Origin of the sequence: Cronobacter sakazakii (genome assembly GCF_000982825.1) — a bacterium.
In the GTDB taxonomy this organism is placed as follows: domain Bacteria; phylum Pseudomonadota; class Gammaproteobacteria; order Enterobacterales; family Enterobacteriaceae; genus Cronobacter; species Cronobacter sakazakii.
Map to the genome: position 1 here is coordinate 3,978,661 of NZ_CP011047.1, position 14,845 is coordinate 3,993,505.

The 14,845-nt window shown below is 59.7% G+C and carries 12 protein-coding genes; 10 read left to right on the forward strand and 2 right to left on the reverse strand.

Annotated elements, in window-relative coordinates; genetic code table 11:
* Nucleotides 1–4: 4 nt before the first annotated feature.
* Nucleotides 5–1,477 (forward strand): glycoside hydrolase family 1 protein, encoded by a 1,473-nt coding sequence (locus CSK29544_RS18885; protein WP_029038906.1) that lies wholly within the window; start codon nt 5–7, stop codon nt 1,475–1,477.
* Nucleotides 1,478–1,486: 9 nt separating this feature from the next.
* On the forward strand, nt 1,487–2,878 hold the full coding sequence (locus CSK29544_RS18890) for a glycoside hydrolase family 1 protein (protein WP_007902011.1): 1,392 nt from the start codon (nt 1,487–1,489) through the stop codon (nt 2,876–2,878).
* Between the two features lie 473 nt (nt 2,879–3,351).
* Here the strand turns inward: CSK29544_RS18890 and rhlE are convergent, their stop codons facing one another.
* Nucleotides 3,352–4,755 carry an ATP-dependent RNA helicase RhlE gene (gene rhlE / locus CSK29544_RS18895; RefSeq protein WP_007902010.1) on the reverse strand — a complete coding sequence of 468 codons (1,404 nt, stop codon included), beginning with the start codon at nt 4,753–4,755 and terminating at the stop codon, nt 3,352–3,354.
* A 225-nt stretch (nt 4,756–4,980) separates the two neighbouring features.
* Here rhlE and cecR point away from each other — a divergent pair, with 225 nt between their 5' ends.
* From cecR to CSK29544_RS18920, 5 genes are read left to right on the forward strand one after another with little or no spacing between them, the layout of a single operon-like run.
* Nucleotides 4,981–5,679: a transcriptional regulator CecR gene (gene cecR / locus CSK29544_RS18900; RefSeq protein WP_029038905.1), complete on the forward strand. Its 699-nt coding sequence runs from the start codon at nt 4,981–4,983 to the stop codon at nt 5,677–5,679.
* The gene (gene hlyD, locus CSK29544_RS18905) at nt 5,672–6,673 is read left to right on the forward strand and encodes a secretion protein HlyD (RefSeq protein ID WP_007902000.1); all 1,002 of its coding nucleotides are present in this window, start codon (nt 5,672–5,674) and stop codon (nt 6,671–6,673) included. Before cecR ends, hlyD begins: the two co-directional genes overlap by 8 nt.
* Complete coding sequence (locus tag CSK29544_RS18910; protein WP_007901997.1) at nt 6,660–8,390, forward strand: ATP-binding cassette domain-containing protein; 1,731 nt, start codon at nt 6,660–6,662, stop codon at nt 8,388–8,390. Before hlyD ends, CSK29544_RS18910 begins: the two co-directional genes overlap by 14 nt.
* Nucleotides 8,387–9,508 (forward strand): ABC transporter permease, encoded by a 1,122-nt coding sequence (locus CSK29544_RS18915; protein WP_007901991.1) that lies wholly within the window; start codon nt 8,387–8,389, stop codon nt 9,506–9,508. Before CSK29544_RS18910 ends, CSK29544_RS18915 begins: the two co-directional genes overlap by 4 nt.
* 9 nt (nt 9,509–9,517) lie before the next feature.
* Entirely contained in the window at nt 9,518–10,624 is a 1,107-nt protein-coding gene (locus tag CSK29544_RS18920) for an ABC transporter permease (RefSeq protein WP_007901988.1), read from the forward strand.
* Here CSK29544_RS18920 and CSK29544_RS18925 read toward each other — a convergent pair.
* Nucleotides 10,586–11,002 (reverse strand): YbhQ family protein, encoded by a 417-nt coding sequence (locus CSK29544_RS18925; RefSeq protein ID WP_004387496.1) that lies wholly within the window; start codon nt 11,000–11,002, stop codon nt 10,586–10,588. The genes CSK29544_RS18920 and CSK29544_RS18925 overlap by 39 nt on opposite strands.
* Nucleotides 11,003–11,137: 135 nt before the next feature.
* On the opposite strand from CSK29544_RS18925, the gene CSK29544_RS18930 reads away from it, so the two are divergent.
* From CSK29544_RS18930 to CSK29544_RS18940, 3 genes are read left to right on the forward strand one after another with little or no spacing between them, the layout of a single operon-like run.
* Nucleotides 11,138–11,899, forward strand: a complete 762-nt coding sequence (locus CSK29544_RS18930) for an endonuclease/exonuclease/phosphatase family protein (RefSeq protein WP_007901986.1) — start codon at nt 11,138–11,140, stop codon at nt 11,897–11,899.
* Nucleotides 11,896–13,137, forward strand: coding sequence for a cardiolipin synthase ClsB (clsB, locus tag CSK29544_RS18935; RefSeq protein WP_029038903.1), 1,242 nt, complete (start codon nt 11,896–11,898; stop codon nt 13,135–13,137). The genes CSK29544_RS18930 and clsB overlap by 4 nt, the downstream gene beginning before the upstream one ends.
* Entirely contained in the window at nt 13,137–14,165 is a 1,029-nt protein-coding gene (locus tag CSK29544_RS18940; protein ID WP_029038902.1) for a lysylphosphatidylglycerol synthase transmembrane domain-containing protein, read from the forward strand. The genes clsB and CSK29544_RS18940 overlap by 1 nt, the downstream gene beginning before the upstream one ends.
* Nucleotides 14,166–14,845: the final 680 nt, after the last annotated feature.

Below are 14,845 nucleotides of genomic sequence, written 5' to 3' on the forward strand. Positions count from 1 at the left end.
CAGCATGGCCTTTTCCAGAGCATTTCCTGAGGATTTTTTGTGGGGCGGCGCGACCGCCGCTAACCAGCTTGAAGGCGCGTGGAACGTCGACGGCAAGGGGCTGTCGGTCTCTGATGTCTACACCTTTGACGTCAGCACGCCCAAAGAACGCTGGCTCGATCAGTGGCTTGGCATGACCCACCGCCAGGTGGCGGAGGCGCAGGATCCGAACAGCACGAAATATTACCCGAAGCGCAAGGGCAACGATTTCTATCACCGCTACGAAGAAGATATCGCGCTGTTTGCCGAAATGGGCTTTAAATGCTTTCGCATGTCTGTCGCCTGGACGCGCATCTTCCCGCGTGGCGATGAGACCGAACCGAACGAGGCGGGCCTCGCCTTTTACGACCGCGTTTTCGACACGCTAAGAAAGCACAATATCGAGCCGATCGTGTCACTTTCGCACTACGAAATGCCGCTCGCGCTGGTGACTGATTACGGCGGCTGGCCCAACCGCCAGCTGGTGGATTTTTATGTGCGCTTCGCCACCACCGTCTTCACCCGCTACCGCAAAAAGGTCAAATACTGGATGACCTTCAACGAGATCAACTGCGTGAAGCACCACCCGTACGTCAGCGTCGGCGTGATTGAAGAAGATCACCCGCATCTGGAGCAGGCGAAATACCAGGGCGCACACCACCAGTTTGTGGCGAGCGCGCTCGCGACCAAAGCGTGTCACGAGATAATCCCCGGCTCGCAGGTGGGCTGCATGATAAGCTACCAGATGCTCTACCCGCACACCTGTCACCCGGACGATTTGCAGGCGTGCGAAGAGGAGCAGCGCGTCTCGCTGTTCTTCAGCGATGTGCAGGCGCGCGGCTACTACCCGGCCTGGACCGAACGCATGTTCGCGGAAAAAAACGTCCGGCTGGAAAAAGCGGTGGGCGACGACGAGATCCTGCGCCTTTATCCGGTCGATTACGTCTCGTTCAGCTATTACATGTCGAGCACCGTCAGCGCGCACCCGGAGCAGCTTGAAGGCGTGACCGGCAATCTCATCACCGGCGGCATCCGCAACCCGTATCTGGCGCAGAGCGACTGGGGCTGGCAGATAGACCCTCAAGGGCTGCGCCTGGCGCTCAACCAGCTTTACGACCGCTACCAGAAGCCGCTGTTTATCGCCGAAAACGGCCTCGGCGCGATAGATGCGCCCGCCTCCGACGGCACCATCAACGACGACTACCGTATTGAGTATCTGCGCCAGCATATCGGGCAGATGCAGGAGGCGATTGCCGACGGCGTGAAGCTCTTTGGTTACACCTGGTGGGGGCCGATTGACGTGGTGAGCGCCGGTACCGCGCAGATCTCCAAACGCTACGGTTTTATCTACGTCGATCAGGACGACATGGGCAACGGCACCCAGGCGCGCTCGCGCAAGAAAAGCTTCTACTGGTACAAAAAAGTCATCGCCTCGAACGGCGCGGATCTCAGCGATTAAGGAGCAGACATGGCGATTTTCCCGGATAACTTTTTATGGGGCGGCGCGATTGCCGCCAATCAGGCCGAAGGCGCGTGGAATGCGGATGGCAAAGGACCGTCTATCGCCGACGTGGTGCGTGGCGGCATCGCCTCAGGCAAACATGACGCGACGATTGACCCGGCCCTTTATTACGCGAGCCACGAGGCCATCGATTTTTATCATCGCTACAAAGAGGATGTGGCGCTGTTCGCCGAAATGGGTTTCAAATGTTTTCGCACGTCGATTGCCTGGTCGCGTATCTTCCCGCGCGGCGATGAGCCAACGCCGAACGAGGCGGGCCTCGCCTTTTACGACGCCCTGTTCGACGAACTGCTGAAATATGGCATTGAGCCGGTGATTACGCTTTCCCACTACGAAACGCCGCTGGCGCTGTTTGAGGAATACGGCGGCTGGCAGAACCGCGCGCTTATCGATTTCTTCACCAGCTACTGCGAGACGGTGTTTCGCCGCTATCAGCATAAGGTCAAATACTGGATGACCTTTAACGAGCTGAACAACATGAACCGGATGCCGTTCGCCACCGGCGCGGTAGAGGCAGGCGCATCGCCGCAGGCGATTTACCAGGCCAATCATCACCAGTTTGTCGCCAACGCCCTCGCCAATAAGCTGTGCCATGAGATTATCCCGCAGGCGAAAATCGGCTGCATGTTGTCGTTAAGCACGGTCTACCCGGCCACCTGCAATCCGGATGACGTGTTCGCCACGTATCAGTTGCGCCGCCGTTCGCTGTTTTACGCCGACGTGATGATGCGCGGGCATTATCCGGCCTACGCAACGCGGCTGTTTCGCGATAACGATATTCAGCTGGATATTCACCCCGGCGATACCGAACTGCTGGCGCAATATCCTTCGGATTATCTCGGCTTTAGCTATTACCGCAGCGTGCTGCATAAAGCGGGCGCAAAGCTTCGCGTGGACACCGGCGGCGCGATGGGCGAGGACAATCCGTACCTTGAGAAAACCGCCTGGGGCTGGCCTATCGATCCGGTCGGGCTGCGGCTGGTGTGTAACGAGCTGGCCGACCGCTACGAGAAACCGCTGTTTATCGTGGAAAACGGCTACGGCGGTGAGGATATCGCCGATGAAAATGGCGAGTTTAACGACGAGGCGCGCATTCAGTATGGCCGCCAGCATATTCAGGAGATGGCCGAAGCCGTGGCGGACGGCTGCGACATCATGGGATACACCTGGTGGGGGCCGATTGATATCGTCAGCGCCGGCACCGGCGAGATGAAAAAGCGCTACGGGTTTATTTATGTCGATAAAGACAACGAGGGCAACGGCACCCTCGCGCGGCGCAGGAAGCGCAGCTTCGCGTGGTATCAGCAGGTAATCGCAAGCAACGGCGAGCGGCTTTAGGGGGCAGGGTTTTCGTAGGGCGGGTAAGCGCAGCGCACCCGCCGTCGCGCAGCACGTGACCGGTTTTTGTAGGGCGGGTAAGCGAAGCGCGCCCGCCGCCAGCGGTGTCATAAATGAAAGGCGTTATCTGCGCTACACAGGGGAACCGCTGGGGCCTCGAATATGCACGCCCGGCTACCTGTTCCGTTCGCCACAACGCTGATTCCCTCTGTCACGTTTTTTCACGCGAACGTGTTAAGGGGGCTCGCCGCCGCCCCTTAACAATCCCGGCTCGCGGCCAAAGGGCAGCCGTAAGGGAAAACCCTCGGCACCGGCGGTGGCTTTTCATTTCCCTGAGGTGGGTGCGCTACGCTTACCCACCCTACGCATGAGATTAACCGCCCGGTTCCGCTGCTTAACCATAAAAAAGGGTGCGCTTGCGCACACCCTTTTTACTCACCGGCCTTGTCAGGCGCTGCGAACACACCCGTGGATTATTCCCCGGCCGCTTTACGCGGCGCGCGACGGGTGCGCGGTTTGTTGCCTGCCGGGCGGTTGCCCTCGCCTGCCGGGCGACGTGAACGTTCACCCGACGGACGATTGCCTTCGCCATCCTGACGACGACCGCGCTCACCGGCCGGACGGCTGCGTTCGCCCGATGAACGGTTACCTTCGCTGTTCTGACGACGCGGCTGGCCCTGACCACGACCGCCGCCGCGGCCCTGGCGACCGTTCACGATAGGCTCCGCCGGGATAGACGGATCCGGCTCGTAGCCCGGAATAGCCATGCGCGGGATCTCGCGCTTCAGCAGGCGTTCAATATCGCGCAGCAGCTTATGCTCATCAACGCACACCAGCGACAGCGCTTCGCCGGTCGCGGCGGCACGCCCGGTACGGCCGATACGGTGAACGTAATCTTCCGGCACGTTCGGCAGCTCATAGTTCACCACGTGCGGCAGCTCTTCGATATCCAGACCGCGCGCAGCGATGTCTGTTGCCACCAGCACGCGAATACCGCCAGTTTTGAAATCCGCCAGCGCGCGGGTACGGGCGCCCTGGCTCTTGTTACCGTGGATAGCCGCGGCGGTAATACCGTCTTTATTCAGCTGTTCCGCCAGATGGTTAGCACCGTGTTTGGTGCGCGTAAACACCAGCACCTGCTGCCAGTTGCCGTCGCCAATCAGATAAGAAAGCAGCTCCCGCTTGCGTTTTTTATCCACGAAATGCACATGCTGCGTCACCTGTTCAGAGGCGGTGTTGCGGCGCGCCACTTCCACTTCTTCCGGGTTATGCAGCAGTTTTTCCGCCAGCGATTTAATGTCGTCGGAGAAGGTCGCGGAGAACAGCAGGTTCTGACGCTTCGGCGGCAGTTTCGCCAGCACGCGGCGGATATCGTGAATAAAGCCCATGTCCAGCATACGGTCGGCTTCATCCAGCACCAGCACTTCCACCTGATCGAGCTTCACCGCGTTCTGATGTTCGAGATCGAGCAGACGACCCGGCGTTGCGATAAGCACGTCCACGCCGCCGCGCAGTTTCATCATCTGCGGGTTGATGCTCACGCCGCCAAACACGACCAGCGAGCGGATGTCGAGATATTTGCTGTATTCGCGCACGTTCTCGCCCACCTGGGCTGCGAGTTCACGCGTCGGGGTCAGGATCAGCGCGCGCACCGGGCGACGGCCTTTCGGGTGCGGCTGGTTCGCCGTCAGGCGTTGCAGCAGCGGCAGCGTAAAGCCTGCGGTTTTGCCGGTGCCGGTCTGGGCGCTGGCCATCAAATCTTTGCCTGAAAGCACCACCGGAATGGCCTGGCGCTGGATCGGAGTCGGTTCGTTGTAACCCTGCTCGGCAATGGCGCGCAGGATCTCAGGGCTTAAGCCCAGTGAATCAAAAGACATAGTTATTCCTGACTCGTCCCGACCGCAAAGGGTGTAGTTTCAGGGAGTCTAATGGCCGTCTGGCCGGAGAAGGGACATAAACCACAATGTCGCAGAGGAACGGAGTGTAACAGTTTTTGTGAACTACCGCATAAATTCTCGCGTGTACCTGTGCATCGCGGCTTTTTTCATCTCGACAAGGGTATTTTTTAGTCATAAAGTTAATCAATCGATTGATTAACTTTTATGGATCTCATCGATATGTCGCTCTCCGTCACGCCGCCCACTTCGCGCGGCGAACAGGCCAAAGAGAAGCTCATCAGCGCCGCGATTAACCAGTTCGGCGAGTACGGCCTGCACGCCACCACGCGGGATATCGCCGCCGCCGCCGGGCAGAATATCGCCGCCATTCCTTACTACTTTGGCTCAAAAGAAGATCTCTACATGGCCTCGGCGCAGTGGATAGCCGATTTCATCCGCACCCATTTTCAGCCCCACGCCGATGCCGCCGAAACGCTGCTTCGCGAGCCCAAGCCGTCTCCCGCCGCGATGCGCGCGCTGATTGACGACGCCTGCCGCCAGATGATCCAGTTGATGACTGCCGACGAGACGCTGAGCGTGAGCAAATTTATCTCCCGCGAGCAGCTCTCCCCGTCGCCCGCGTATCAGCTGATTCACGAGCAGGTCATCGCGCCGCTGCATCACCACTTTACGCGGCTTATCGCCCGACTGACGGGTGCCGATCCGGAGGCCACCGAAACGGTGCTGCACACCCACGCACTGATTGGTGAAATCCTCGCGTTCCGCCTCGGGCGTGAAACCATTCTGCTGCGCGCCGGATGGCGCGGGTTCGACGACGACAAAGCCGCGCAGATCCACCGGGTGGTCACGCTGCATATCGACTGGATCCTCGCGGGTCTTTCAGGGAGCCTGAGTGATGAATAAAAAACGCGTCGCGCTACTGGCGCTGGTGGTGGTCATTATCGTTGCGGCTATTGCCGGGTGGCGCTGGTACGCCGCGCGCCACACGCCGCTGACGCTCTACGGCAATGTCGATATTCGTACCGTGAATTTAAGCTTTCGCGTCAGCGGCCGTCTGGCGTCGCTTGCCGTCGATGAAGGCGACGCGGTGCGCGCAGGCCAGCCGCTCGGCGATCTCGACCCGACGCCGCAGCAAAACGCGCTACGCCAGGCGCAGGCGAACGTCGCCGCCGCGCGCGCCAAATATGATCTTACCGTCGCCGGTTTTCGCGATGAAGAGATAGCCCAGGCCGCCGCCGCCGTGCATCAGGCGCAGGCCGCGTATGACTACGCGCAGAATTTTTATCAGCGCCAGCAGGGGCTGTGGCGCACCAAAGTTATCTCCGCCAACGATCTGGAAAACGCCCGCTCGGCGCGCGATCAGGCGCAGGCGCAGCTGAAATCCGCGCAGGATAAGCTCAGTCAGTACCGCGCCGGTAACCGCCCGCAGGAAATCGCGCAGGCACAGGCGGCCCTTGAACAGGCGCAGGCGGAGCTGGCCCAGGCGCAGCTTAACGCGCAAGACACGCGCCTGGTTTCCCCGTCTGACGGCACCATCCTGACGCGCGCGGTGGAGCCCGGTTCGATGCTCAACGCGGGCAGTACGGTGTTCACGCTCTCGCTGACCCGCCCGGTCTGGATACGCGCTTACATTGATGAGGTGAATCTGGGCCGCACCGTACCGGGGAGCCATATCCTGATTTATACCGATGGCCGCCCCGACAAGCCGTACCACGGCCAGATTGGTTTTGTCTCGCCGACCGCGGAGTTCACGCCGAAAACGGTCGAAACCGAAGATCTGCGCACCGATCTGGTCTATCGCCTGCGTATTGTGGTGAACGACGCCGACGACGCGCTGCGCCAGGGAATGCCGGTCACGCTGCGTTTCCAGGATGAGGCGGCGGATGGCAACCGCTAACGACAGCATCGTGCTCGATGGCCTGGTCAAACGCTTTCCGGGCCTCGAAAAACCGGCGCTCGCGCCACTCAGCGTAACGATCCGCGCAGGCAGCGTCACCGGTCTGGTGGGGCCGGACGGCGCGGGGAAAACCACGCTGATGCGCATCCTCGCGGGGCTGATGCGCCAGGACGACGGCTGCGTGCAGGTGCTCGGGCTGGACCCGATTGCAGAAGAAAACGCGCTGCACGCGGTGCTCGGCTATATGCCGCAAAAATTCGGCCTGTATGAAGATCTCACCGTTCAGGAAAACCTTAATCTGTATGCGGATCTGCGCAGCGTCACTGGCGCGGTGCGTGAGCAGACGTTCGCCCGGTTGCTGGAATTTACCGCGCTCGGCCCGTTCACCGGGCGGCTCGCGGGCAAACTCTCCGGGGGCATGAAGCAAAAGCTCGGCCTTGCCTGCACGCTGGTGGGCCAGCCAAAGGTGCTGCTGCTCGACGAGCCGGGCGTCGGCGTTGACCCGATCTCCCGCCGCGAGCTCTGGCAGATGGTGCATGAGCTCGCGGGCGACGGGATGTTAATTCTCTGGAGTACCTCTTACCTCGATGAAGCCGAGCAGTGCCGCGAGATACTGCTGATGAACGAAGGCGAGCTGCTGTATCAGGGCGCGCCGCAGGCGCTCACCGAGCAAATGGCGGGGCGCAGCCTGCTGTTGCGCCCGGATAACGGCGATAACCGCGCGCTGCTGCGTGAGGTGATGCAGCGCCCGGACGTCGGCGACGCCACCATTCAGGGCGCGGCGGTGCGGGTGATTTTAAAAGAGGGTGCCGATGCAGACGCCCTGCGCGCCCTGCCCGGCGCGACGCTTCGTGAAACCGCGCCGCGCTTTGAGGACGCGTTTATCGATCTGGCGGGCGGTACCGCGCTGCGCGAATCGCCGCTCGGTGCCATTCTGCATGACATTCCCGGCAGCCGCGACGATGTGGTCATTGAGGCGCGCAAACTCACCAAAACCTTCGGCGATTTCACCGCGACCGACCATGTGAATTTTACCGTGCGGCGCGGCGAGATTTTCGGCCTGCTCGGGCCGAACGGCGCGGGCAAATCCACCACCTTTAAGATGATGTGCGGGCTGCTGAAACCAAGCGACGGCCAGGCGCTGGTGCTGGGCCTCGATTTAAAAACCGACTCCGGCAAGGCGCGCCAGCGGCTCGGCTATATGGCGCAGAAGTTTTCGCTGTACGGCAATCTGACCGTCGAGCAGAACTTACGTTTCTTCTCCGGCGTCTACGGCCTGCGCGGCCGGGCGCAGCAGGAAAAAATGGCGCGCATGAGCGAGGCGTTCGGGCTGAAAAGCATCGCCAGCCAGCCAACGGACGCGCTCCCGCTCGGCTTTAAGCAGCGCCTGGCCTTAGCCTGCGCGCTGATGCACGAGCCGGATATTCTGTTCCTCGATGAACCGACTTCCGGCGTCGACCCGCTGACCCGCCGCGAATTCTGGCGACACATCAACAGCATGCCGGAGAAAGGCGTGACGGTGATGGTCACGACCCACTTTATGGACGAGGCGGAGTATTGCGACCGCATCGGGCTTGTCTATCACGGCAAACTTATCGCCAGCGGCACGCCGGACGACTTAAAGCGCCAGGCGGCGCGCGAGGCAAACGACGAGCCGACGATGGAAGAAGCGTTTATTCGCCTTATCGAGGCCTGGGATAAGGAGCACAGCCAATGATGAAACTGCGGCGCGTGCGCGCGCTGTGCGTGAAAGAGACGCGTCAGATCCTGCGCGACCCGAGTAGCTGGCTTATCGCGGTGGTCATTCCCCTGCTGCTGCTGTTTATTTTTGGCTACGGCATTAATCTCGACTCCAGCCGCCTGCATGTCGGCGTCCTGCTGGAGCAGCGCAGCGAAGAAGCGCTCGACTTCACGCACACCATTACTGCCTCGCCGTTTATCGCCCCGACGGTCAGCGACAACCGCCAGCACCTGATTTCGCTGATGCAGGCCGGGAAAATCCGAGGGCTGGTGGTTATTCCAGTGGATTTCGCGGCGCGGATGGCGCGCCCCGGCGACAGCGCGCCGATTCAGGTGATCACCGACGGCAGCGAACCCAACACCGCCAACTTTGTGCGCGGCTATATGGAGGGCATCTGGCAGCTCTGGCAGGCCGAGCGCGCGGAGGATCGCGGCGAGACGTTCGAGCCGCTTATTGATGTGCAGCTCCGCTACTGGTTTAACCCGGCGGCGATAAGCCAGCACTTTATTATTCCCGGCGCGGTGACAATCATCATGACGGTTATCGGCGCGATCCTGACCTCACTGGTGGTCGCCCGCGAATGGGAGCGCGGCACCATGGAGGCGCTGCTCTCAACCGAAGTCACGCGCGGCGAACTGCTGCTCTGCAAGCTCATTCCCTACTATTTCCTCGGCATGCTGGCGATGCTGCTCTGTATGCTGGTGTCGGTGTTTATTCTCGGCGTGCCGTATCGCGGCTCGCTGCTGGCGCTCTTTTTTATCTCCAGCCTCTTTCTGCTAAGCACGCTCGGCATGGGGCTGCTTATCTCAACGCTCACCCGCAACCAGTTTAACGCCGCCCAGGTCGCGCTGAACGCGGCGTTTCTGCCCTCGGTCATGCTTTCCGGGTTTATTTTCCAGATAGACAGTATGCCCGCCGTTATTCGCGCGGTGACGTATATTATTCCGGCGCGCTATTTCGTCAGTACGCTGCAAAGCCTGTTTCTCGCGGGCACGCTGCCGGGCGTGCTGCTGGTCAACGTGCTGTTTCTGCTGGCTTCCGCCGTGATGTTTATCGGGCTGACGTGGGTGAATACCCGACGCCGCCTCGATTAAGGAGACGCTATGTGGCACCGCTTATGGACGCTTATCCGCAAAGAGTTGCAGTCGCTGCTGCGCGAGCCGCAGACGCGCGCGATTCTGATCCTGCCTGTCGTCTTGCAGGTGTTGCTGTTTCCGTTCGCGGCGACGCTTGAGGTGACCAACGCCACCATCGCCATCTATAACCAGGATAAGGGCGCGCACGCGGTGGAGTTGACCCAGCGCTTCGCCCGCGCCAGCGCATTTAGTCACGTGACGTTGCTTAACAGCGAACAGGCGATCCGCCCCACGATTGATGCGCAGAAGGCGTTGCTGGCGATCAACTTTCCACCCGATTTCTCCCGCAAGCTGGCGCGCGGCGAACCCGCACCGCTGCAAATTCTGCTCGACGGGCGCAACTCCAACAGCGCGCAAATCGCGGCTAATTACCTTCAGCAGATCGTCAAAGATTATCAGCAGGAGCTACTCGCAGGCCGCGCGAAGCCCAACAACAGCGAGCTGATTGTGCGTAACTGGTATAACCCGAATCTTGACTACAAATGGTTTGTGGTGCCGTCGCTGATTGCGATGATTACCACTATCGGCGTGATGATTGTGACGTCACTTTCGGTGGCCCGCGAGCGCGAACAGGGCACGCTCGATCAGCTGTTAGTCTCACCGCTTGCCACCTGGCAGATTTTCATCGGTAAAGCGGTGCCGGCGCTGATTGTCGCCACTTTCCAGGCGACAATCGTGCTGGCGATTGGTATCTGGGGCTATCAGATCCCGTTCGCCGGGTCGCTTGTGCTCTTTTATTTCACGATGGTGATTTACGGGCTGTCGCTGGTGGGATTCGGGCTTTTGATTTCGGCGCTCTGCTCGACCCAGCAGCAGGCGTTTATCGGGGTGTTTGTCTTTATGATGCCCGCGATTTTACTCTCGGGCTATGTCTCGCCGGTGGAGAATATGCCGGTCTGGCTGCAAAACCTGACGTGGATTAACCCGATCCGGCACTTTACCGATATTACGAAGGCGATTTATCTCAAGGATGCCAGTCTCGATATCATCTGGCATAGCGTGTGGCCGCTAATAGTGATTACGGCCACGACAGGGTTAGCGGCGTATGCCATGTTTCGACGAAAAATTGGCTGAATCGCGCTTGCGCTCTTTGGCGAGCAGTGAAAGCAGCGCCGGCCCGGCCAGGATCACCACACCCGCGAGCGCCAGCAGCAGGTTGTTATGCAGGACGCGGGAGAGCAGCCAGAGCGCAATCAGCGCCGCGCCAAAATACCAGGTGGTGGTCAGCTCTTCGAGGAAATCCCCCACCTCGCGCCAGAGACCGTCGTGGTGGCGCTGGAACGCCAGCATCAGCACCACGGTAAGCGCATAAAGCGCGCATAATACCAGGCCGACTTTCACCAGCGACCCGCTCATCCAGCCCATCACCAGCAGGGCCACAACCGCCAGATGCAGCATAATCTGCCAGCAGCTCAGGCCCGTCACCACGCGAATATATTGTTGCCACTTCATGGCCGCACTCCTGTGGAATTTTCAACGCATTCTTCAGAGTACCGCAGTTTACGGAAAATTCCGTATCCCCGCCGCTTTTTGTGACTGGGACTACACTTTAAACACATCAGGAGAATAAGAAGTGGCTGGGGAAACATGGCAGATAACACACAGCGATTTTCATTTAACGTTTTAACGATTAATACCCACAAAGGTTTTACCGCTTTTAACCGACGCTTTATTTTGCCGGAACTGCGCGACGCGGTGCGTACGGTGTCGGCGGATATTGTCTGCCTGCAGGAAGTGATGGGCGCGCACGAAGTCCACCCGCTGCATGTGGAGAACTGGCCGGACACCACGCATTACGAATTTCTGGCCGATACCATGTGGAGCGACTACGCCTACGGGCGCAACGCCGTTTACCCGGAAGGTCATCACGGCAACGCCGTGCTGTCGCGCTACCCGATTGAACATTACGAAAACCGCGACGTTTCGGTGCCCGGCACCGAAAAGCGCGGCGTGCTGCACTGCCGTATTACCCCGCCCGGCTTTCCGAAAGCGATTCATGTGATTTGCGTTCATCTGGGGCTGAAAGAGGCGCATCGCCAGGCGCAGCTCACGATGCTGGCCGAACTGGTCAACAGCCTGCCGGAAGGCGAGCCGGTGGTCGTGGCGGGCGATTTTAACGACTGGCGTCAGCAGGCGAACCGTATTCTGCGTAACAAGGCCGGGCTTGATGAGGTGTTTACCCGCGCCCACGGCCGCCCGGCGCGCACGTTTCCGGTGAGCTTCCCATTGCTGCGCCTTGACCGAATCTATGTGAAAAACGCCTCGGCGAGCGCGCCGACCGCGCTGCCGCTGCGTAACTGGCGCCATCTTTCCGACCATGCCCCGCTGGCAGTGGAGATCCATCTATGAAAACGACCTGGCGTGACGGAAACCATATTGAGCTGTTAGAGAACGGCGACGAGTTTTATCCCGCCGTGTTTGACGCCATCGATAAGGCGCGCAGTAAAGTCATTCTCGAAACTTTTATCTGGTTCGACGATAACGTGGGCCGCCAGTTGCATGACGTCATCCTGAATGCCGCCCGGCGCGGCGTCAGCATTGAAGTGCTGCTGGACGGCTACGGCTCGCCCGATCTCAGTGACGAGTTTGTCGGCACGCTGACCTCGGCGGGCGTAATGTTCCGTTATTACGATCCGCGCCCGCGCACGATGGGCATGCGCACCAATGTGTTCCGCCGTATGCATCGTAAAATCGTGGTGATTGATGGCGAAGTGGCGTTTGTCGGCGGCATTAACTACTCCGCCGAGCATATGAGCGATTACGGCCCGGAGGCGAAACAGGATTACGCGGTGCGCGTCGAAGGGCCAGTGGTGCAGGATATCTACCATTTTGTGCTCAGCAATCTTGGCGAAGAGCGCGTCAGCCGCTGGTGGCAGCGTCACTATCAGCAGGCGGTGGAGAACACCACGCCGGGCGAGGCGCAGGCGCTGTTTGTGTGGCGTGACAATAACGATCACCGCGACGATATCGAACGGCATTACCTCAAGATGCTGGCGAACGCCAAAAAAGAGGTGATTATCGCCAACGCCTATTTCTTCCCTGGTTACCGCCTGCTGCACGCGATGCGCAACGCCGCCCGCCGCGGCGTGAAAGTGAAGCTGATTGTGCAGGGTGAGCCGGATATGCCTATCGTTAAGGTAGGGGCGCGCCTGCTTTATAACTATCTGGTGAAGGGCGGCGTCGAAGTCTACGAGTATCTGCGCCGTCCGCTGCATGGCAAGGTGGCGCTGATGGACGATCACTGGGCGACGGTGGGCTCCAGCAACCTCGACCCGCTGAGCCTGTCGCTCAATCTGGAGGCGAATCTGATTATTCACGACACGCAGTTTAACCAGACCCTGCGCGATAACCTGACGCGTCTGATCCGCGAAGACTGTAAACAGGTGGATGAGAGCATGATGCCAAAGCGCACCTGGTGGAATCTTGCCAAGAGCGTCATCGTGTTCCACTTCCTGCGCCACTTCCCGGCGATGGTGGGCTGGCTGCCCGCGCATACGCCGAAGCTCGCGCAGGTGCCGCCGCCGGTACAACCTGAAATCGAAACCCAGGACCGGGTGGAGACTGAAAATCCGGGAGTGAAACCGTAATGGCGAAATCGCATCCGAAGTGGCGCATCGCGAAGAAAATCCTCACGTGGGTGTTCTTTATCGCCGTCGTCGTGCTGATTGTGATGTATGCGCAAAAAGTCGACTGGGAAGAAGTGTGGAAGGTCATTAAGAATTACGACCGCACCGCCCTGCTTATTTCGGTGGCGCTGGTGATTGTCAGTTATCTGCTTTACGGCTGCTACGATTTGCTGGGCCGCGCCTATTGCGGGCATAAGCTTGCCAAACGGCAGGTGATGCTGGTCTCGTTCGTCTGCTACGCGTTTAACCTGACGCTCAGCACCTGGGTGGGCGGCGTGGGGATGCGCTACCGGCTTTACTCACGCCTGGGGCTGCCGGGGAGCACCATCACGCGCATTTTCTCGCTGAGTATTACGACCAACTGGCTCGGTTATATCCTGCTCGGCGGCGTGATTTTCACCTTTGGCGTGGTGAAGCTGCCTGCGCACTGGTATATCGACGAGATGACGCTGCGCATTATCGGCATCGCGCTGCTCGCCGTGATCGCGGTCTATATGTGGTTTTGCGCGTTCGCGAAGCGCCGCCATGTGACGATCAAAGGCCAGAAGCTGGTGTTGCCGTCATGGAAGTTTGCTATCGCGCAGATGGTGATTTCCAGCGCCAACTGGATGGCGATGGGCGCGATTATCTGGCTGTTGCTGGGCCAGGAAATTAACTATTTCTTCGTGCTGGGCGTGCTGCTGGTGAGCAGTATCGCCGGGGTGATTATTCATATTCCGGCGGGCATCGGCGTGCTGGAGGCGGTGTTTATCGCACTGCTTGGCGGCGAGCATGTGAGCCATGGCGCGATTATCGCGGCGCTGCTCGCCTACCGTATGCTCTATTTCTTCGCTCCGCTGCTGCTGGCTATCGTTATCTATCTGGTGCTTGAGAGCCGCGCGAAGAAGCTGCGCGCCAAAAACGAGCAAAAGCTCGCGAAGGCACAGGGCGGTGATAGCGTGCGTGAGGAGGATGGAGAGCCTTCGCTCAGTCTCGCGAAGGAGAAGTGATGGGTTTTTAGGTGCTGGTGGGTTTGTGGGTAATGGTGGGTTTGTCGGAGCTGGTGGGTGCGCTGCGCTTACCCACCCTACAACATCAAACATCACGCATTTTCGCAGGGCGGGTAAGCGCAGCGCACCCGCCATACAAAACCAACATCAGCCTCATCACTGTAAGGCGGGTAAGCGCCAGCGCACCCGCCATGCAAAACCGGACATTAGCCTCATCACCGTAGGGCGGGTAAGCGCAGCGCACCCGCCTTTTATGGCAGACGTAGCATAAAGTTTTATTTTCCTCCAGGGGGCAGGTGCGAGGTAAATATGTGAGAGACGGTGAAATCGTTCCGTTCGCCATTACGTCATCTCCCTATGTGTATTTCTCTCACATGAACGTGCAAAGGGGGCTCGCCGCCGCCCCCTTTGCAATCCCGGCTCCCGGCAGAAAATCGTCCCTTCGGGTAAGCCTCGCCTTATTCCCTTCGGCCACGGGTCGGGCATGACAATACATCCCCGTATTGTCATGCCCTCGCACCGGGTCCCTCCGGTGCGTCCCGGCCTGCGGCGAAACGGCGCGGCCGATTTTTTTAAGCCGGAGCAAAACCATCATCTTAACGCTAACTTTGAGTGTAGGGCGGGTAAGCAAAGCGCACCCGCCGTGCCCCCCGCCCATAAAAAAACCCTCCGCAGAGGGT

Bases quoted from the DNA above. Each gene is read 5' to 3' on its own strand.
- hlyD (WP_007902000.1), top strand. From the start codon at position 5,672: ATGAATAAAAAACGCGTCGCGCTACTGGCGCTGGTGGTGGTCATTATC.
- CSK29544_RS18930 (WP_007901986.1), top strand. From the start codon at position 11,138: ATGGCAGATAACACACAGCGATTTTCATTTAACGTTTTAACGATTAAT.
- rhlE (WP_007902010.1), bottom strand. From the start codon at position 4,755: ATGTCTTTTGATTCACTGGGCTTAAGCCCTGAGATCCTGCGCGCCATT.
- CSK29544_RS18925 (WP_004387496.1), bottom strand. From the start codon at position 11,002: ATGAAGTGGCAACAATATATTCGCGTGGTGACGGGCCTGAGCTGCTGG.
- CSK29544_RS18885 (WP_029038906.1), top strand. From the start codon at position 5: ATGGCCTTTTCCAGAGCATTTCCTGAGGATTTTTTGTGGGGCGGCGCG.
- CSK29544_RS18910 (WP_007901997.1), top strand. From the start codon at position 6,660: ATGGCAACCGCTAACGACAGCATCGTGCTCGATGGCCTGGTCAAACGC.
- CSK29544_RS18890 (WP_007902011.1), top strand. From the start codon at position 1,487: ATGGCGATTTTCCCGGATAACTTTTTATGGGGCGGCGCGATTGCCGCC.
- CSK29544_RS18940 (WP_029038902.1), top strand. From the start codon at position 13,137: ATGGCGAAATCGCATCCGAAGTGGCGCATCGCGAAGAAAATCCTCACG.
- cecR (WP_029038905.1), top strand. From the start codon at position 4,981: ATGGATCTCATCGATATGTCGCTCTCCGTCACGCCGCCCACTTCGCGC.
- CSK29544_RS18920 (WP_007901988.1), top strand. From the start codon at position 9,518: ATGTGGCACCGCTTATGGACGCTTATCCGCAAAGAGTTGCAGTCGCTG.
- clsB (WP_029038903.1), top strand. From the start codon at position 11,896: ATGAAAACGACCTGGCGTGACGGAAACCATATTGAGCTGTTAGAGAAC.
- CSK29544_RS18915 (WP_007901991.1), top strand. From the start codon at position 8,387: ATGATGAAACTGCGGCGCGTGCGCGCGCTGTGCGTGAAAGAGACGCGT.